We start from the raw sequence: 17,834 nt of genomic DNA on the forward strand, positions 1-17,834 counted from the left end.
GTCGTCCTCGACTCTACGGGCGGGGTCTGACAATCGGCTGCGGAGCCGGTCGGGGTCCTGGTCAGGGGACTGTGCGGGAGACGACGAACACCATGGGGTTCCGGGGGTCGGACAGGTCGACGACCACGTCCTGGGTGGGCGCGGGGTTCTTCTGCGCGTGGGTCAGTCCCCACCAGGGGCCGCGCCCGCCGAAGGTCCAGCCGCTGACCTCGCGGTCGCGCTCGCCGATGGTGATCTCGCCCTTCCGCAGCTGCTCCCGGCGTACGCCCATGGCCCCCAGGAAGCTGTCGAGGCCGGCGGGGTTGGTGCGGAACTGGACGTAGAGGCGGCTGGTCTTCCAGTTGTTCGTCTCGTAGTAGGCGACGTCCTCGGCGGGGTGCGGGACGGACACCTGGTAGAGGCGGCGTTGCACCTTGGACGGCCAGCCCGCGGTGAGGCCGGTCGCGGAGTACTTGGCCTCCTTGTCCTTGCCGCTGTCGCGGCTCTGGTTGGCGGAGATCACCAGATAGCCGGCCGGTACGCCGATGAGCAGGACGATGATCAGCAGGGTGAGGGCCCGGCGCCGGGCCTTGTGCCGGGGGGCCTCGGCGGGCTGGTCCGGCCGGGTCGGCGGACCGGCCTGGTGGGGCAGCGAGGGCGTCATGCGGTGTCCCGGTCGCGGCGGGCCTGGGCGTAGCGCTCGTAACGCTCGTAGCGCTCCACCCGGCGCCGCTTGGCCCGGCGGAACCGGCGGGCGACCAGCCGGGCCAGGTCGGCGGCGCCCACCATGCCCGCCTCGGGGCCGAGCTGGGCGCGGGTGATGCGGGCCTCGGGGCGGTAGCCGCGCCCGGTGAGGTGGCGCTTGAAGGCGTCCCGGGCCGGGCCGATGAGCAGGTCGTCGGCGGCCGAGACGCCGCCGCCGATGACAAAGCAGGACGGGTCCAGGGCCGCCGCCAGGTTGGCGATGCCGACGCCGAGCCACTGGCCGATGTCCTGGAGCAGTTCCACGCACATCGCGTCGCCCTCGCGGGCCAGCTCGGTGATCATCGGGCCGGTGATGTCGTCGATGTTGCCCTTGACGTGCTCGATGATGCCGTAGGCCACCGGGGAGTCGGCGGCGGCCAGCTCCTTCGCCTCGCGGACGAGCGCGTTGCCGGAGCTGTACTGCTCCCAGCAGCCGCGGTTGCCGCACGGGCAGCGGTGGCCGCCGGGCACGACCTGCATGTGGCCGAATTCCCCGGCGACGCCGAACTTGCCGCGCTTGACCTGGCCGTCCTCCAGGATGGCGCCGCCGATGCCGGTGCCGAGGGTGATCATCACGAGGTGGTCCTCGCCGTGGCCGGCGCCGAAGCGCCACTCCGCCCAGGCGGCGGTGTTGGCGTCGTTGTCCACCAGGACCGGCACGGACAGCCTGCTGGCGAGGCGGTCGCGCAGCGGTTCGTTGCGCCAGGACAGGTGGGGGGCGAACAGGACGCGGTTGCGGTCGGCGTCGACCCAGCCGGCGGCGCCGATGCCGACCGCGTGCACGTCGTGCCGGTCGGAGAGGTCCAGGACCAGTTCGACGATGGTGTCCTCGACGACCTTCGGGCTCTTGGACTTGTCCGGGGTCTCCGTGCGGAGCTTCTCCAGGATGTTGCCGTCGGCGTCGACGACGCCCGCCATGACCTTGGTGCCGCCGATGTCGATACCGACCGTGGGCACGCGGGGGGCGGTCAGGTGGGACCGGCGCTCCCTGGTGCCGACGGTGCGCAGGACGGGGGCTCGGCGGGAGCCGATGGGGGCGGCGAGGTCGCGGTAGGTGCTCATCGTTGGTCGATTCTGCCGCACGCTCACGCCGGGTGCCGTGCGGGGCGGGGGAGGCAGGGGGTGCGCGTCCTTCAGTCTCGTTGCAGTTCGTGGCGCAGGGCGTCCAGGTCGGAGCCGCCGGCCATCTGCTGCGTCAGCTCGTCCAGGGTGATCTCGTCCCGTGTGTAATTGCCCACCATCGTGCCCCTCCGCAGGAGCACGAATCTGTCGCCTACGAGATACGCGTGATGCGGGTTGTGGGTGATCAAGACAACACCCAGGCCCTCGTCACGTGCCGCGGCCACATATTTCAGGACCACACCGGACTGCTTGACGCCCAGGGCGGCCGTCGGTTCGTCCAGGACGAGGACCTTCGCGCCGAAGTGGACGGCGCGGGCGATCGCCACGCACTGGCGTTCGCCGCCGGAGAGGGTGCCGATGGGCTGGTCGACGTCCCTAAGGTCGATGCCCATGCGCAGCAGCGCCTCGCGGGTGGTGCGGCGCATGAGGTCGATGTCCATGCGCTTGAAGGGGCCGACGCCCTTGCGGGGCTCGGAGCCGAGGAAGAAGTTGCGCCAGACCGGCATCAGGGGGACGACGGCCAGGTCCTGGTAGACCGTGGCGATGCCCCGGTCCAGGGCCTCGCGCGGGGAGGCGAGGGTGGTCTCCTCGCCCTCGATGCGCAGGGTGCCGCCGTCGTGCCGGTGCAGGCCCGCGATCATTTTGATCAGGGTCGACTTGCCGGCGCCGTTGTCGCCGAGGACGCAGGTGATCTCCCCCGCGTGGACCTCCAGGGAGACGCCCTCCAGGGCGCGGACGGTGCCGTAGTGCTTGCTGACGTCGGTCAGCTCGACGAGGGTCATGCGGTCGCCTCCGCGCGCTTGCGGACCCAGGCGTTGAGCAGGGTCGCGAGGAGCAGCATCGCTCCGAGGAAGAACTTGAACCAGTCGGGGTTCCACTCGGCGTAGACGATGCCCTTGCTGGTCATGCCGAACAGCAGCGCGCCCACGGCCGAGCCGACGGCGCTGCCGTAGCCGCCGGTGATCAGGCAGCCGCCGATGACGGCCGCGATGATGTAGATCAGTTCGTTGCCGACGCCCTCGCCGGACTGGACGGCGTCGAAGGAGAAGAGCAGGTGCTGGCCGGAGATCCAGGCGCCGAACGCGACGCCCATGTAGAGGCCGATCTTGGTGCGGGCGACCGGGACGCCGACCGCGCGGGCCGCGTCCTCGTTGCCGCCCACGGCGAAGATCCAGTTGCCGGTGCGGGTGCGCAGCAGGATCCAGGAGGCGAGGGCGACCAGGCCGAGCCACCACAGGATGGTGACCTTCACGTCGACGCCGCCGACGGTGATCGTGGAGGCGAAGACGGCCCGGGCGCTGGAGAAGCCCTCCATGTCGCCGATGGTCTTGGTGGAGACCGTGCCGTCGATCAGCTTGGTGAAGCCGAGGTTCATGCCGGTCAGCATCAGGAAGGTGCCCAGCGTGATGATGAAGCTGGGCAGCTTGGTGCGGGTGAGCATGAAGCCGTTGAAGGCGCCGACGGCCAAGGTGACCAGCAGCGACACGCCGACGCCGACCCAGGTGTTCGCCGTCATCTGGTAGCTGAACATCGAGGAGATCAGCGCGGACGATGTCACCATGACGCCCGCGGAGAGGTCGAACTCGCCGCCGATCATCAGCAGCGCGACGGGTACGGCCATGATGCCGATGGTCGACGAGGCGTACAGCACCGTGCTGAGGCTGGTGGCGCGCAGGAAGCCGTCGGCGACGAAGGCGAAGAAGAGGAAGACGGCCAGGGCGCCGACGACCGAGCCCAGCTCCGGGCGGGCGAGCAGCTTGCGCAGCGGGGAGGTGGGCAGCAGCCTTTCGTCGAGCGGCTTGTGGTCGGTGACCGTGCTCATCGGGTACCCCGCTCGGTGTACTCGGCCAGCTCGGCGGCCTGGTCCTTGGTGACGATCTGCGGGCCGGTCAGCACCGGCTTGCCGCCGCCGAGGACGTCGTCGTTGTACTTGTACAGCCACAGCAGGTCGACGGCCTCGTAGCCCTGGAGGTACGGCTGCTGGTCCACGGCGAAGCCGAGGGTGCCCTCCTTGAGCGCCGCCGCGACCTTGGGGTTGAGGTCGAAGGTGTCGATCTCGGCCTTGCTGCCCGCGTCCGTCCTGGCCTTGACGGCGGTGTCGGCGAAGGGCGCGCCGAGGGTGACGACGGAGTCGATGGACGTGTCGGCCTGGAGCTTGGCCCCGACGGCGGACTGCACGTCGGGCATGTTGGTGCCGTTGACGTAGAGCTTGCTCAGGGTGCCGCGGAAGGTCTTGGCGACGCCGTCGCAGCGCTGCTCGTGGCCGACGTTGCCCTGCTCGTGCAGCACGCACAGGGCCTTCTTCTTGCCGCGCTTGTTCAGCTCGTCGCCGACGGCCTCGCCGGCGATGGTCTCGTCCTGGCCGATGTGGGTGAGGGCGCCGAACGCCTTGGACTCCTCGGAGCCGGAGTTCACCGTGATCACGGGGATGCCGGCCTTCCGGGCGCGGGCCACGGCGTCCTTCATGGCGTCCGGCTTGGCGAGGGTGACGATGATGCCGTCCACCTTCTTGTCCACGGCCGCGTCCACCAGCTGGGCCTGTTGCTGGGCCTCGTCGTCGTGGGAGTACAGGAAGTTGATGTTGTCCTTGACGGCGGCTTGCTCGGCGCCCTTCTGGACGATGTCCCAGAAGGTGTCGCCGTCCCCCGAGTGGGTGATCATCGCGAAGGTCCAGCGCGGGGTGTTCACCGCCGCCCTGCCCTGGGCGGCGGCGGCCTTGCGGGCGTCCTCCGCCCGCTTTCCTCCGGTGCTGCTGCACGCCGCGAGGGACACGGAGAGTGCCCCCGCCAGCGCTATGCCTACCCAGGTCCGAAACCGTGCCACGAGGCCGTGCCCTTCTTGCCGCTTCTGCTGTGCTCCGACGTACACAAGGGGCGGGCGACCTCACCGTGGGCGCGTCCCGGCGGCGATTTCACCTGCCCCAAACACTTCAGTATCGGACATGCCGACCGCGTATGGCACGACCGGGGACCGGGGGACGGTCGCTTTGTCCGGACATCTCATCGAATGCGGGGACCCGGTCAGGACCGCACCAGCAGCTGGAACTCGAAGGAGTAGCGGCTCGGGCGGTAGGTGTGGTCGCCCAGTTCCACCGCGCGGCCGGTGTCGTCGTAGGTGGTGCGCCGCATGGTCAGCAGCGGGGCGCCCTCGGGCTCGGTCAGCCGCTCGGCCTCGGTGGCGGTGGCACCCCGGGCGCCGATGGCCTGGCGGGCGCTGTGCAGGGTGATCCCGGCGGACCGCATCAGCCGGTACAGGCCGGTGGTCTCCAGTTGGCCGGTGTCCAGGTCGAGCAGGCCCGTCGGCAGGTGGTTGATCAGGTAGGCCATGGGTTCGCCGTGGGCGAGGCGGAGCCGCTCGACGCGGTGCACGTCAGCGCCCTCGGGGACGCCGAGTGCGGCGGCGACCTCGGCGGGGGCCGGTACGACCGTGTTGACCAGCACCCGGGTGCCGGGGCGCTGGCCGGCCGCCTCCAGGTCGTCGTAGAGGCTGCTCAGTTCCAGCGGGCGCTTGACCTGGCTGTGCACGACCTGGGTGCCCACGCCCCGGCGCCGGACCAGGAGCCCCTTGTCGACGAGGGCCTGGATGGCCTGGCGGACGGTCGGCCGGGACAGTCCGAGCCGCGCGGCCAGCTCGATCTCGTTGCCCAGCAGGCTGCCCGGGGTGAGACCGCCGTGCTCGATGGCGGACTCCAGCTGCTGGGAGAGCTGGAAGTACAACGGCACCGGGGAGCTACGGTCCACGCGGAGGTCGAGCGCCGCGGTCGGGCCCACATCTGGTTTCGGCACGGGGCCGAGCGTAGTCCGGTGCCTGGTTGACGGGAAGTCGTGTAGTCAGGTTGTCCGGACATATTCGGGGCCGGTCGGTTCCGGCGGCGATCTCCGGCGGCCGGTTCCAGGCGGCGCCCTATGGCAAGGCGACCGGTTCCAGGCGGCGCCCTATCGGAAGCCGACCGGTTTCAGGCGGCGCCCTATCGGAACCCGTCGGCGCCCCCGCCCTCGCCGCCGTCGCCCTCGCCCTCGCCGTCCAGCAGCCCCGCGTCGTAGACCAGCAGCGCGATCTGCACCCGGTTGTCGAGGCCGAGCTTGGCGAGGACGCGGGAGACGTGGGCCTTCACGGTGGCCACGCTGAGGAACAGCTCGGAGGCGATCCGCGCGTTGGCGAGCCCGCGCCCGACGGCGACGGCGACCTCGCGCTCGCGGTCGCCCAGGACGGCCAGCCGTTCGCGCGCCCGGGTCTGCCGGGCGTCGGCGGCGGTGCCGGCCGCGTGACGCATCAGCTGCCGGGTGACCGCGGGCGACAGCACCGGGTCGCCCGCGGCGACCCGGCGCACGGCGTCGACGATCTCGGCGGGCGGGGTGTCCTTCAGCACGAAGCCGGCGGCGCCGGCGCGCATCGCGTGCAGCACCTGCTCGTCGGCGTGGAAGGTGGTGAGCACCACGACCTGCGGCGCGTCCGGCCGCGCGCGCAGCCGCCGGGTCGCGGTGATCCCATCGACCGCCGGCATCCGGATGTCCATGAGGACGACGTCCGGCCGGGTCCGCCGCACCAGTTCCTCGGCCTCCGCGCCGTCGGCGGCCTCCCCGACGACCTCGATGTCCCCGGCCCCGCCGATCATCAGCGCCAGACCGGCGCGTACCAGGGGGTCGTCGTCCACGAGGAGCAGTCTGATCGGCGTCGCAGTCATGGGGTTACGTAATCACGACCGGCGCGCCGGGTCGGCGGATCCCCGAGGCAGCCCCGGTCCGGGACGGAGACCCTAGGGCCGTGGCCCGGAACGGGCTCCCCGAGGGCCCGCGGCCCGGGACGGCTGGTCCCCGAGGCGCCCACGGCCGGGACGACCGGCCCCCGAGACGCGCCCGTCCCCGAAACCGGCCCATCCCCCAGGCACCCCCTCACCCCCGCGGCCACGGCAGCCACCCCCGGACCTCGAAGCCTCCGTCGGGTCGGGCGCCGTGGCGGAGCCTGCCGCCTGCCAGGGTGGCGCGTTCCGTGAGGCCGATCAGGCCCTGGCCGGAGCCGGGGACGGGCGGGACCTCGGCGGGCGGTGCCGGGTTGGCGACGGTGATCGTCAGGCCGTCCCCGGGGGCGCCGGTCAGGCGGACGGTGACCTCGGTGCCGGGGGCGTGCTTGCGGGCGTTGGTCAGGGCCTCCTGGGCGATGCGGTAGGCGGTGCGGCCGACAGAGGCGGGGACGGCGGCCGGGTCGGCGACGCGATGGTCCAGGGTGACCTTCATCCCGGCCTCGCGGCACTCGGCGACCAGGGTGTCCAGCGCGGCCAGCGTCGGCTGGGGCCGCCCGCCGGAGGGCTCCTCGGCGTCACCGGCCCGCAGTACGCCGATGATCTCCCGCAGGTCCTGCAACGCCTCGTGCGCGCTCTCCCGGATCACCCCGGCGGCCCGCGCGATCTCCTCCCGGGGCGCGTCCGGCCGGAACTCCAGGGCGCCCGCGTGCACGCTGAGCAGGGTGAGCCGGTGGGCGAGCACGTCGTGCATCTCGCGGGCGATGGCCTCGCGGGCCAGCCGCTGCGCCTGCTCGGCGCGCAGCCGGGCCTCGGTCTCCGCCCGGTGCGCCCGGTCCCTCAGGCTCAGCATCAGCATCCGCTTGGAGCGGACGAACATGCCCCAGCCGGTGACCGAAACGGTGAGCAGCGTGGTGAACACGATGACGCCGGCGTAGGGCAGGTCGGGGTCGGGCCGCACCCAGTACAGCACCGGCACCAGCGCGAGGTCGGCACCGCCGATGCAGGCGACGTACCGGAAGGGCCGGTGCACGGCGAGCGTGAAGAGGGCGACCATGGCCGCGCCGCCCGAGCAGTTGGACAGCAGGCCGACCGGGACCATCGCGACGGCGAGCCCGACCGGCCACCGGCGGCGCAGCCAGACCGCGGCGCAGGACAGGGCGCCCAGCACCTGGTCGAGGACGGCGAGGGAGCGCGGCAGGCCGGCCTCCTCGGGCAGGGACCGCGCCGCCAGCAGGCCGATGAGGACGGCCAGGAGGAAGCAGGAGAAGTCGACGGCCCAGTCCCGCGCGGTGCGCCGGGGCCGTCGCCTTGGGGACCCGGCGTCCGGGTCCAGCTCATGGATCAGCGCGGACGGGAACAGCCACCGGCGCCCCGTGAACCCGCCCGGCGCCCGCGCCTGCTCGTCGTTGCTCACGGTCGGCAAATCTATGCGGGGACCGCGCTCCGCCGCCGCCCCGGACCGTGGATCGGCGACCGTACGACCGGCGGCACCGACCGAAGTCGCACCGCCGGGGAACTTTCGGCGCGGTCCGCCGCCGCGGAACGGGGTCTTTCGGCGGCGCGCGCCGGCCGCGCGGCCGATGCGCGAGAGGCCGCCGCCGGGCGAGAGTCGCCGGGTGAAGCAGCTACTGGAACTTCTCGGATTCATCGCGTTGGTGCAGGGGGTCATGGGCCTGGTGCACGAGTTCACCGACTGGCGGGTGGGCCTGGTGCGGCGCATCGGCTTCCTCGACGGCTACGAGGTCTACGCGAGCGTGGCGCTCGTGGTGCTGGCGCTCGCCCTGTTCGCGGCGGCGGACAGCCGGAAACGGCCGTAGGTTAACCCCCGGAAAAATCATCGGACGTGCTGGAAAACTCTGCGTGATTGACATTGACATGCCATGTTCTACGCGCGTCATGATGACGTCATGAGATTCCCCCCACGCGCGACGCGCATCGGTGCAGCGGCCGCCCTCCTGTCCGCCCTCCTCGTGGGCGGCACCGTCACGGCCACCACGGCGGACGCGGCGACGGCCGCGGTCGGCAGCATCTGCTACGGCAATCTGCCCTCCCAGGCGCACGACACCCTGGACCTGATCGAACAGGGCGGTCCCTATCCGTACTCCCAGGACGGGAGCGTCTTCCAGAACCGGGAAGGCATCCTGCCCAGCCACACGGCCGGCTACTACCACGAGTACACCGTGATCACTCCGGGCTCCTCCACCCGCGGCGCCCGGCGCATCGTCACCGGTCAGAAGTACCAGGAGGACTACTACACGGCGGACCACTACGCCTCGTTCAAGCTGATCGACTACGGCTGCTGAGCCCCTCCCCCACGGGGCCGGTCCGAGGAACGGCGCGACACCCCGGGGCCCGGCCCGCCGCGGCCGGGCCCCGGCGGGCGGGCGCCTCAGCCGGCGTGCGTGGAGAACAGTCCGCCGGTCGGGCCCTGCTTGTCGCCGCCCTGGGCCTTCTTCAGGGCGTTGGCCAGGCCCTCGATGGTGAGGGACTGGAGGATCACCCGGCCGTTGCCCTCCAGGGTGGCCAGGGACAGGCCCTCGCCGCCGAAGACGGCGTTCATGATCCCCTGGCGGTTGAGGCCGCCGACGCGCTGCACGCCGTACTCGATGCCCTCCTCGAAGGCGACCACACAGCCGGTGTCGACCTCGATCCGGCCGCCGAAGTCCGCCGGGTTCAGGTCGATGAAGTTGCCCGCGCCGGCGATGATCACCGTGCCCTGCCCGGTGAACTTCTCCAGGATGAAGCCCTCGCCGCCACTCATGCCGGTGCGCCCGCCGGCGAAGGCGATGCCGAACTCGACGCTGGACTCGGCGGCCACGAAGGCGTCCTTCTCGGCGAACCACGCGCGCGTGCCGTCCAGCTCCAGGGCGCGCATCTCCCCGGGCAGCACGCCCGCGAAGCCGACCGTGCCCTCGCCGCCCTGGGCGGTGAAGTACTGGAAGGCCAGCGACTCACCGGCGAGCATGCGCTGCCCGACCTGCATGGCGGTGCCCATGGCCTGGCGCAGCAGCCCGCCCATGCCGCCGGAGCCGCCCTGCTGCTGTCCGCCGCCGCCCGACGGGCCGGACAACCGGGTCTCCATGGTCACGTTCGCCGTCTTGAACAGGAACTTCCCGGCCTCGCAGTACACGGTCTGGCCGGGACGCAGGTTGACGACCGCCATCTGCATGGCGTTGCCGACGATCTCTTGCTGAAGGGTCACGTCAGGGAGAACGCGTCAGGTGGACGGAAGAGTTCCGGACCGGCGGTACGCGGGTCCGCGAGGGTGACGCGTGGGGCGCCCCGGTGCTGTCCGGCCGGGGCGCCCCACGCGCGTGAGCGGGGATCAGCCGCCCAGCTCCTGGTGACGGGCGGCCAGGCCGCTCGCGCCGCGCTCGGTCAGCGAGCCGAACAGGCGCAGCCGGGAGATGCCGCCGTCGGGGAAGATGTCGATCCGCGCGTGCGTGCCGACCGCCGCCTCGGGCAGGACGAAGCGGTGGTTGGTGTCGGGCTGGAGCCGGGTGCGCGGCAGGACCTCGGTCCACTCGCCGTCCTCGCCGTCCCGGACGGACACCGACGCCCAGCCGGCGCTGTTGCCCTTCAGGTAGGCGGTGTCGATCTCGACGGCGCGGATCGCGGACTGGGCCACGAGCCGGTAGCGGATCCAGTCGTTGCCCTGGTCGCGGCGGCGGCGGGTCTCCCAGCCGTCGTCCATCTTGCGCGAGCGGCCCGGCTGGATGGTGTTGGTGGCCGGCGAGTAGAAGAGGTTGGAGGCGTCCTCGACCTGGCCGCCGTTCTCCAGCGCGACCACGTCGAAGGTGCCGAGGGCGGCCAGCCACTCGGGGTCCGGGACGACCTCGCCGTACACCCGCAGGCGGGCGATGCCGCCGTCGGGGTGCTGGTTGATCCGCAGGTGGGTGAAGCGCTGCTCGACGGTGACCGCGAAGCCGTTGGCCGCGTGGCCGCCGACCGGGGTGCGCGGGACGAGGGTGGTCCACTTCACGTCGTCGCCGAGCAGTTCCTCGGGCGACGGCGAACCGGGTACGCAGGCGCCCTCGACGGAGACGGCCTGCGGGTAGTTACCGCGGAAGTGGGCGGTGTCGATCACGATGCCGCGGATCACCCCGGGCGCGCCGAGGCGGACCAGCGCCCAGTCGTGGTCCTCGGCGGTCGGCCAGGGGTGCTCGGCGGAGACACCGCGGCGGCGGCGGGTCTCCCAGCCGTCCATGATCTTGCCCTTGTGGCCGAAGTGCTCGGGGTCGAACTCGGCCCGCTCGGGCACCAGCAGGTTCTCCCGCTGGGCGAAGAACTCGTCGTTGGCGGCGATGACACCGGCGCCGAGCTGCCGGTCGGCGAGGTTGGCGTACTGGGTGAAGGGGAAGTCGGCGGTGCGGTAGTCCGCGTACGGGTCGCCGCCTCCGTAGGGGTTCGCGTCGCCGGTGAAGCTGGGTATCGCCGTCACGGTGATCAGTTCTTCCTTTCGGGGCTCGGTGGATGGGATTCAGCGGGTCCGGCTGAGCAGCGTCCCCTTCGGTTCGGTGAACTCGCCGTCGGCGACGATGCGTTCGCCGCGCAGCCAGGTGGACTTGACGACGCCGTACAGGGTCCTGCCGGCGTAGGCGGTGACCCGGTTGCGGTGCTGGAGGCCGGCCGGGTCGACGGTGAAGGTCTCGTCGGGGGCGAGGACGGCGAAGTCGGCGTCGCGGCCGGCCTCGATGGCGCCCTTGTGGGTCAGGCCGGCCAGCTCCGCGGTCCGCGCGGACATCCAGCGGACGACGTCCTCCAGGGTGTGGCCGCGCTTGCGGGCCTCGGTCCACACCGCCGGCAGGCTCACCTGGAGGCCGGCGATGCCGCCCCAGGCGGTGGCGAAGTCGTCGGTCTTCAGGTCGGCGGTGGAGGGCGAGTGGTCGGTGACCACGCAGTCGATGGTGCCGTCGGCCAGCGCCTCCCACAGCAGGTCCTGGTTGGCGGACTCGCGGATGGGCGGGCAGCACTTGAACTCGCTGGCGCCGTCCGGGACTTCCTCGGCGGTGAAGGCGAGGTAGTGCGGGCAGGTCTCCACCGTGACGCGCACGCCCTCGGCGCGGGCGGCGCGGATCAGCGGCAGGGCGTCGCTGGAGGACAGGTGCAGCACGTGCACGCGGGCGTTGAGGCGCCGGGCCTGCGCGATGAGGTTCGCGATGGCGGTGTCCTCGGCGTCGCGCGGGCGGGAGGCGAGGAAATCGGCGTACTTGGGGCCGCCGTGCTGGGGGGCGCTCTCCAGGTGGTGCGGGTCCTCGGCGTGCACGATGAGCAGCCCGTCGAACCCGGCTATCTCGGCCATCGACTGGGCGAGCTGGTCCTGGTCGAGGTGCGGGAACTCGTCCACGCCGGACGGGGAGAGGAAGGCCTTGAAGCCGAAGACCCCGGCGTCGTGCAGCGGGCGCAGGTCCTTGACGTTGTCGGGCAGGGCACCGCCCCAGAAGCCGACGTCGATGTGCGCCTTGTCCCGGGCCACGTCCTGCTTGATCCGCAGGTGCTCGACCGTGGTGGTGGGCGGCAGGGAGTTCAGCGGCATGTCGATCAGGGTGGTGATGCCGCCGGCCGCCGCCGCGCGGGTGGCGGTCCAGAAGCCCTCCCACTCGGTGCGGCCCGGGTCGTTGACGTGCACGTGGGTGTCGACCAGGCCGGGCAGCAGCACGTGGTCGCCGACGTCCTCCAGCCGGGCCGTGGCCGGGACCTCGGCGTCGTACGGCAGGACGGCCGTGATCTTCCCGCCGGACACGGTGACCGTGGCCGCCCGCGTGCCCTCCGGAGTGATCACTCGCGTCGAGCGCAGCACCAGTTCAGCGTCGGACACCCGAACCCCTCTCTATACCGCCGTTACTCACGACCGTCGTCGTTCACGCCCAGGAAACGGGATTTACGCCCATGTAACGGACTTCAACGTTCTGTTGAAGGAGTCTTCACTTCCCCTACTCCGTCGTCAAGGGGCACCCTTCGAGGTGGCATGCGAGGCACACCCGCTCTGGACGTTTCCACAAAGCGGAATTAGAATTCCAACAAGCAGAACGTAGCTACGTACAAGCGGGGAGTCAACCGACTGCCGGGTAGGCTTCTGCTCTCCCGCCAGTCCCGAAAGGAACGCGCCGTGCCGACGTCCAGCGCCAGCACCACCGACTCCGCCAAGCCCTCCGCCGCCGGCGGGGTGCAGTCCCTGGAGCGCGCCTTCGACCTGCTCGAGCGGATGGCGGACGCGGGCGGCGAGGTGGGCCTGAGCGAACTGTCCGCGGCCAGCGGCCTGCCGCTGCCCACCATCCACCGGCTGATGCGCACACTGGTCGCCTGCGGCTATGTGCGCCAGCAGACCAACCGGCGCTACGCGCTCGGCCCCCGCCTGATCCGCCTCGGCGAGTCCGCCTCCCGGCTGCTCGGCACCTGGGCCCGGCCGTATCTGGCCCGGCTGGTGGAGGAGACCGGCGAGACGGCCAACATGGCGCTGCTCGACGGCGACGAGATCGTGTACGTCGCCCAGGTGCCGTCCAAGCACTCGATGCGGATGTTCACCGAGGTGGGCCGGCGGGTCCTGCCGCACTCCACCGGCGTCGGCAAGGCGCTGCTCGCCGGGGTCCCGGACGACGAGGTGCGCGCGCTGCTGGCCCGCACCGGCATGCCCGCGGCCACCGAGAAGACCATCACCACGCCGGAGGGGTTCCTCTCGGCGCTGGAGGAGGTGCGGCGGATGGGCTACGCGGTGGACGACAACGAGCAGGAGATCGGGGTGCGCTGTCTGGCGGTGTCCGTGCCCGACTCCCCCACGGCGGCGGCCATCTCCATCTCGGGGCCGGCCGGACGGGTCACGGAGACGGCCACGGAGAAGATCGTGCCCGTGCTCCAGCAGATCGCCCGCGAACTCTCCGCGGCCCTGGCCAGCCAGAACCAGGGATGAGCGGCTTACAGCCCCGGCCGGGCCGGTAGACCGACCGGCGCGGCGCGCGGGAGGTCGTCTTCGCGTCGCACGGCCGGGAGCCGATCCGTACGACGCTCCGGGGTGTCCACCTCGGGGGCGACAGCATGGACGCCCCCGGCACGTCGGCCGGAGCGGGAGTTCTCGTACCGGGGGACGTTTTCCTGGCCCGGATGAGACGCACCCCGGCCCGACGGCCGAGCACCCGCGGCCCGTACTCGTGCGCCCCGCCGGAACGGCGACGGAGCCCGGCCACGATCGGGGTCAGAGTCACGCCCGGTCAGCCGCGGGGCGGCTCGCCGAACAGGTCGACGGCGGCGCGCACCTGCGACAGTCCCCGGGCCAGCGCGCTCATCGAGCCGATCGCGCCGGCGATCAGCAGCAGGGAGGCGCGCAGCCGCGGGATCTCCGGGACGCCTGCGGCGGCCATCGCGGCCAGGGCCGCCAGCTCGTCCTCGGCTATCGCCCGGTCGGGGAAGTCCGCCCGTAACGCGGCGAGTTGGCGGCGCAGCCGGGACACGGCGGTACGCAATTCCGCCACTCTCGGGTCCTCGTCGACGCCGGTCACCGGCCTCTGCCCCAAGCTCCGCAACACAGCCCTCCCCATCGGCACGCCCTTGTGCGCGGGCCAGTAAACGCCACCTTCGGGCCCGAGCGCCACAGCGCGGACCGAAATTCAGCCCAACGGCACCGGCACCGCGCACGCGGCCGGATTCCGTCGCCACCGGCTCGCGGCAGCGCGGCCGGTTCGCGTCGCCGTCTGCCCGCGGGAACGCGGCCGGTTTCCGGCACCGCCGGGTATGCAGGAGCCATGACGGAGAACCGGGAACTTCACGGGGAGGTCGCGGGGCTGCTGCTCGCCGCCGGCGGCGGCAGACGGCTCGGCGGACGCCCCAAGGCACTGCTGACACACCGGGGCCGGCCCCTGGTCGAGCACGCGGTGGGGGTGCTGCGCGCGGCCGGGTGCGGGCGGATCCACGTGGTGCTGGGCGCGGCGGCGGACGAGGTGCGGGCCCGCGCCGAACTGGTCGGCTGTGTGCTGGTGGACAACCCGGACTGGGCCGAGGGCATGGGCTCATCGCTGCGCGCGGGACTGGCCTCGCTCGCCGGCACGGGGGCGCGCGCGGCGCTGGCGGGCCTGGTCGACCAGCCCGGCATCGGACCGGCCGCGGCGGCCCGGGTGCTGGGTGCCTACCGGGACGAGCGGTCGCTGGTCTCGGCCGCCTACGACGGGGTACGCGGCCATCCGGTGCTGTTCGGGGCGGCGCACTGGGCGGGCATCGCCGAGACGGCCACCGGCGACCGCGGGGCCCGGACCTATCTCCAGGCGCACCGGGCGGAGCTGCGGCTCGTGGAGTGCGGGGACGTGGCCGAGCCGTACGACATCGACACCGAGGCGGACCTGAGCCACCTTGAGTGAACGGGGTGGCACCCAGCGCCACCTTCGCTCGACTCAGAGAATCTCGACGTCAACACACCATTGAAGTTCCACGATGAGGAAACTATTATCCACTGTTCAGAAGCGTCCGACCGCACAGTGGGCGCTGTCTGTCCTATTTCGTGCCTCTTGGCACCCGGTGCCACCGCTGAAGGAAGTGACAGCTCATGTCCGCACCAGCGCCGTCCCCGCTGGCCATCGTCGACGCCGAGTCCCTGCCCCGGCAGGAGGAGGTCCTCACCGACGCGGCGCTCGCCTTCGTGGCGGAGCTGCACCGGCGGTTCACCCCGCGCCGTGACGAACTCCTCGCCCGCCGGGCCGAGCGCCGCGCCGAGATCGCCCGCACCTCCACCCTCGACTTCCTGCCGGAGACGGCCGCCATCCGCGCGGACGACTCCTGGAAGGTCGCCCCGGCCCCGGCCGCGCTGAACGACCGGCGCGTCGAGATCACCGGGCCCACCGACCGGAAGATGACCATCAACGCGCTCAACTCGGGCGCCCGGGTCTGGCTCGCCGACTTCGAGGACGCCTCCGCACCCACCTGGGAGAACGTCGTCCTCGGCCAGCTCAACCTGATCGACGCCTACACCCGGAACATCGACTTCACCGACGAGCGCACCGGCAAGTCGTACGCGCTGCGGCCGAACGAGGAGCTGGCGACCGTCGTCATGCGTCCGCGCGGCTGGCACCTGACCGAGCGCCACCTCGTCGACGCCGACGGCACGCCGGTCCCCGGTGCCCTCGTCGACTTCGGCCTGTACTTCTTCCACAACGCCCAGCGGCTGCTCGACCTCGGCAAGGGTCCGTACTTCTACCTGCCCAAGACCGAGTCGCACCTCGAAGCCCGGCTGTGGAACGAGGTGTTCGTCTTCGCCCAGGACTACGTCGGCATCCCGCAGGGCACCATCCGCGCCACCGTCCTGATCGAGACGATCACGGCGGCGTACGAGATGGAGGAGATCCTCTACGAACTGCGCGACCACGCCTCCGGGCTGAACGCCGGCCGCTGGGACTACCTGTTCTCCATCGTGAAGAACTTCCGTGACGGCGGCGCCAAGTTCGTCCTCCCGGACCGCAACGCGGTCACGATGACGGCCCCGTTCATGCGGGCGTACACCGAACTCCTGGTCCGCACCTGCCACAAGCGGGGTGCGCACGCCATCGGCGGCATGGCGGCCTTCATCCCGTCCCGCAAGGACCCGGAGGTCAACAAGGTGGCCTTCGAGAAGGTCCGCGCCGACAAGGACCGGGAGGCGAACGACGGTTTCGACGGCTCCTGGGTCGCCCACCCCGACCTGGTGCCCATCGCCATGGAGTCCTTCGACAAGGTCCTCGGCGACAAGCCCAACCAGAAGGACCGGCTGCGCGAGGACGTGCGCGTGACGGCGGCCGACCTGATCGCCATCGACTCCCTCGACGCCAAGCCGACGTACGACGGCCTGGTCAACGCCGTCCAGGTCGGCATCCGTTACATCGAGGCCTGGCTGCGCGGGCTCGGCGCCGTCGCCATCTTCAACCTGATGGAGGACGCGGCCACCGCCGAGATCTCCCGCTCGCAGATCTGGCAGTGGATCAACGCCGGGGTCGAGTTCGCGGGCGGCGAGAAGGTCACCCCGGAGCTGGCCCGCAAGGTCGCCGCCGAGGAACTCGACGCCATCCGCAAGGAGATCGGCGAGGAGGCCTTCGCGGCCGGCCACTGGCAGGAGGCGCACGACCTGCTGCTCCAGGTGTCCCTGGACGAGGACTACGCCGACTTCCTCACCCTGCCGGCGTACGAGCGGCTGCGCGGCTGACCGTCACGGCCACGAGTGGGCCCGGGGGCTTCCCCGGGCCCTTCGCCGTGTCCCGGCTCAGCCCAGATGTGCCGACCAGTCCTGCTCGGCCGCCGGCTTGCCGTGCAGGTCGGGGACGCGCTTCAGCCAGTCCGGGCGGCCCGCCTGGGTCCGGGCCGCGCGGGCGGCCTCCTCGGCCGCCAGCTGTTCGCGGCTCGGGAAGTCGGTGGGCAGCCACTCGGCCGAGAGCCGCACCCGGTCCAGCAGATAGCCGACGTAGGCGTCCCGGACGTCGTCGGGCGTGGCGAAGGCGGCGTCCTCGGCGAGCCAGGCGTCCGGCACCTCGGCGACGATCCCGCGCAGCAGCTCCTCGGTCACCCGGGGCGCGAGCTCCGCGTCGGCGGCGCGCACATCGGGGCCGTAGTGGCCGAGGGCGTGGTGCCGGAAGTCGTACCGCCGACCCGGGGTCGTGGTGTCCCAGCGGTGGTGGAAGACGAGCGCGGCACCGTGGTCGATGAGCCACAGCCGGGCCGGCGCGGTGCCGAGCGTGGGCCAGACCATCAGGTTGGAGCTGTGAACCGTACGGTCGACGTTGACGGTCAGCGCGTCCAGCCAGACGATCCGGCCGGCCTCCAGCGGGTCCACCGGGAAGGTCCGGGCGATCTCCGGCGTGAAGTCCCGAGCCCCCGGCAGATAGTCCATCCCGAGATTCACCCCCGCGCTGGCACCGTGCAGATCCCGCACCTCCTGGTGCGGCTCGGCGGCGGCGATGGCGGGGTCGAAGCGCACGAGCACCAGCTCGGGAAAGCGCAGCCCGAGCGCCCGGGCGAGTTCCCCGACGATCACCTCGGCGACCAGCGCCTTGTGCCCCTGCGCGGAGCCGGTGAACTTGACGACATACGTGCCGAGATCATCGGCCTCTACGACACCGGGGACGGAGCCGCCGGAGCGGAGGGGCTGGATGTAGCGGGTGGCGGTGACTTCTCTCAGCATCGTCTCCCCAGCAGTCCGTCGATGGCGGCACGCCTCCTGCTCCCGGCCTCCGGCATGAAGTGAGCATAGTAACGAAGGGTGACAGCCGGGGCCCAAGTCCCGGCGCCGACGACGTGGTGA

At 71.9% G+C, this 17,834-nt stretch carries 18 protein-coding genes; 5 read left to right on the forward strand and 13 right to left on the reverse strand.

Going from position 1 to position 17,834, the window contains the following annotated elements:
* Nucleotides 1–61 precede the first annotated feature (61 nt).
* The 8 genes from Srubr_RS20565 to Srubr_RS20600 all read right to left on the reverse strand — a co-directional run bounded on the left by Srubr_RS20565 (nucleotide 62) and on the right by Srubr_RS20600 (nucleotide 8,000).
* Nucleotides 62–643, reverse strand: a complete 582-nt coding sequence (locus Srubr_RS20565; protein ID WP_189990484.1) for a sugar kinase — start codon at nucleotides 641–643, stop codon at nucleotides 62–64.
* Nucleotides 640–1,785 (reverse strand): ROK family glucokinase, encoded by a 1,146-nt coding sequence (locus Srubr_RS20570; RefSeq protein WP_189990482.1) that lies wholly within the window; start codon nucleotides 1,783–1,785, stop codon nucleotides 640–642. Before Srubr_RS20570 ends, Srubr_RS20565 begins: the two co-directional genes overlap by 4 nt.
* A gap of 71 nt (nucleotides 1,786–1,856) precedes the next feature.
* Complete coding sequence (locus Srubr_RS20575) at nucleotides 1,857–2,627, reverse strand: ATP-binding cassette domain-containing protein (RefSeq protein ID WP_189990480.1); 771 nt, start codon at nucleotides 2,625–2,627, stop codon at nucleotides 1,857–1,859.
* Entirely contained in the window at nucleotides 2,624–3,667 is a 1,044-nt protein-coding gene (locus Srubr_RS20580; RefSeq protein ID WP_189990478.1) for an ABC transporter permease, read from the reverse strand. Before Srubr_RS20580 ends, Srubr_RS20575 begins: the two co-directional genes overlap by 4 nt.
* Entirely contained in the window at nucleotides 3,664–4,668 is a 1,005-nt protein-coding gene (locus tag Srubr_RS20585; protein WP_189990475.1) for a sugar ABC transporter substrate-binding protein, read from the reverse strand. Before Srubr_RS20585 ends, Srubr_RS20580 begins: the two co-directional genes overlap by 4 nt.
* A gap of 197 nt (nucleotides 4,669–4,865) precedes the next feature.
* A complete protein-coding gene (locus Srubr_RS20590; RefSeq protein ID WP_189990893.1) occupies nucleotides 4,866–5,615 on the reverse strand; it encodes a GntR family transcriptional regulator in 750 nt (249 codons plus the stop codon).
* 197 nt (nucleotides 5,616–5,812) lie between these two features.
* Nucleotides 5,813–6,529 carry a response regulator gene (locus Srubr_RS20595; protein ID WP_189990473.1) on the reverse strand — a complete coding sequence of 239 codons (717 nt, stop codon included), beginning with the start codon at nucleotides 6,527–6,529 and terminating at the stop codon, nucleotides 5,813–5,815.
* A gap of 208 nt (nucleotides 6,530–6,737) precedes the next feature.
* A complete protein-coding gene (locus Srubr_RS20600) occupies nucleotides 6,738–8,000 on the reverse strand; it encodes a sensor histidine kinase (RefSeq protein WP_229926457.1) in 1,263 nt (420 codons plus the stop codon).
* Nucleotides 8,001–8,202: 202 nt separating this feature from the next.
* Here Srubr_RS20600 and Srubr_RS20605 point away from each other — a divergent pair, with 202 nt between their 5' ends.
* Entirely contained in the window at nucleotides 8,203–8,403 is a 201-nt protein-coding gene (locus Srubr_RS20605; RefSeq protein WP_189990469.1) for a hypothetical protein, read from the forward strand.
* Between the two features lie 90 nt (nucleotides 8,404–8,493).
* Nucleotides 8,494–8,889, forward strand: a complete 396-nt coding sequence (locus Srubr_RS20610; protein ID WP_189990467.1) for a guanyl-specific ribonuclease — start codon at nucleotides 8,494–8,496, stop codon at nucleotides 8,887–8,889.
* Nucleotides 8,890–8,975: 86 nt separating this feature from the next.
* On the opposite strand, the gene Srubr_RS20615 is transcribed toward Srubr_RS20610, so the two are convergent.
* From Srubr_RS20615 to allB, 3 genes are all read right to left on the reverse strand, one after another.
* The gene (locus Srubr_RS20615) at nucleotides 8,976–9,788 is read right to left on the reverse strand and encodes an AIM24 family protein (protein ID WP_189990465.1); all 813 of its coding nucleotides are present in this window, start codon (nucleotides 9,786–9,788) and stop codon (nucleotides 8,976–8,978) included.
* A gap of 123 nt (nucleotides 9,789–9,911) precedes the next feature.
* Nucleotides 9,912–11,027 (reverse strand): allantoicase, encoded by a 1,116-nt coding sequence (gene alc / locus Srubr_RS20620; protein WP_189990463.1) that lies wholly within the window; start codon nucleotides 11,025–11,027, stop codon nucleotides 9,912–9,914.
* 39 nt (nucleotides 11,028–11,066) lie between these two features.
* A complete protein-coding gene (gene allB / locus Srubr_RS20625) occupies nucleotides 11,067–12,404 on the reverse strand; it encodes an allantoinase AllB (protein WP_189990461.1) in 1,338 nt (445 codons plus the stop codon).
* Nucleotides 12,405–12,695: 291 nt separating this feature from the next.
* Between allB and Srubr_RS20630 the strand changes: the two genes are divergently transcribed.
* A complete protein-coding gene (locus Srubr_RS20630; protein ID WP_189990459.1) occupies nucleotides 12,696–13,493 on the forward strand; it encodes an IclR family transcriptional regulator in 798 nt (265 codons plus the stop codon).
* Nucleotides 13,494–13,791: 298 nt separating this feature from the next.
* Here Srubr_RS20630 and Srubr_RS20635 read toward each other — a convergent pair whose 3' ends face one another.
* The gene (locus Srubr_RS20635) at nucleotides 13,792–14,118 is read right to left on the reverse strand and encodes a DUF5955 family protein (protein WP_189990457.1); all 327 of its coding nucleotides are present in this window, start codon (nucleotides 14,116–14,118) and stop codon (nucleotides 13,792–13,794) included.
* Between the two features lie 204 nt (nucleotides 14,119–14,322).
* Here Srubr_RS20635 and Srubr_RS20640 point away from each other — a divergent pair, with 204 nt between their 5' ends.
* Both Srubr_RS20640 and aceB read left to right on the forward strand, forming a co-directional pair.
* Complete coding sequence (locus Srubr_RS20640; RefSeq protein ID WP_189990455.1) at nucleotides 14,323–14,931, forward strand: nucleotidyltransferase family protein; 609 nt, start codon at nucleotides 14,323–14,325, stop codon at nucleotides 14,929–14,931.
* A 185-nt stretch (nucleotides 14,932–15,116) separates the two neighbouring features.
* Nucleotides 15,117–16,742 carry a malate synthase A gene (aceB, locus tag Srubr_RS20645; protein WP_189990453.1) on the forward strand — a complete coding sequence of 542 codons (1,626 nt, stop codon included), beginning with the start codon at nucleotides 15,117–15,119 and terminating at the stop codon, nucleotides 16,740–16,742.
* Between the two features lie 57 nt (nucleotides 16,743–16,799).
* Here the strand turns inward: aceB and Srubr_RS20650 are convergent, their stop codons facing one another.
* Nucleotides 16,800–17,714 (reverse strand): HipA family kinase, encoded by a 915-nt coding sequence (locus tag Srubr_RS20650; protein WP_189990451.1) that lies wholly within the window; start codon nucleotides 17,712–17,714, stop codon nucleotides 16,800–16,802.
* Nucleotides 17,715–17,834: the final 120 nt, after the last annotated feature.

It is taken from the genome of Streptomyces rubradiris (assembly GCF_016860525.1).
In the GTDB taxonomy this organism is placed as follows: Bacteria; Actinomycetota; Actinomycetes; order Streptomycetales; family Streptomycetaceae; genus Streptomyces; species Streptomyces rubradiris.

Bases quoted from the DNA above. Each gene is read 5' to 3' on its own strand.
- Srubr_RS20565 (WP_189990484.1), bottom strand. From the start codon at position 643: ATGACGCCCTCGCTGCCCCACCAGGCCGGTCCGCCGACCCGGCCGGAC.
- Srubr_RS20570 (WP_189990482.1), bottom strand. From the start codon at position 1,785: ATGAGCACCTACCGCGACCTCGCCGCCCCCATCGGCTCCCGCCGAGCC.
- Srubr_RS20575 (WP_189990480.1), bottom strand. From the start codon at position 2,627: ATGACCCTCGTCGAGCTGACCGACGTCAGCAAGCACTACGGCACCGTC.
- Srubr_RS20580 (WP_189990478.1), bottom strand. From the start codon at position 3,667: ATGAGCACGGTCACCGACCACAAGCCGCTCGACGAAAGGCTGCTGCCC.
- Srubr_RS20595 (WP_189990473.1), bottom strand. From the start codon at position 6,529: ATGACTGCGACGCCGATCAGACTGCTCCTCGTGGACGACGACCCCCTG.
- Srubr_RS20610 (WP_189990467.1), top strand. From the start codon at position 8,494: ATGAGATTCCCCCCACGCGCGACGCGCATCGGTGCAGCGGCCGCCCTC.
- Srubr_RS20635 (WP_189990457.1), bottom strand. From the start codon at position 14,118: ATGGGGAGGGCTGTGTTGCGGAGCTTGGGGCAGAGGCCGGTGACCGGC.
- Srubr_RS20640 (WP_189990455.1), top strand. From the start codon at position 14,323: ATGACGGAGAACCGGGAACTTCACGGGGAGGTCGCGGGGCTGCTGCTC.
- aceB (WP_189990453.1), top strand. From the start codon at position 15,117: ATGTCCGCACCAGCGCCGTCCCCGCTGGCCATCGTCGACGCCGAGTCC.
- Srubr_RS20650 (WP_189990451.1), bottom strand. From the start codon at position 17,714: ATGCTGAGAGAAGTCACCGCCACCCGCTACATCCAGCCCCTCCGCTCC.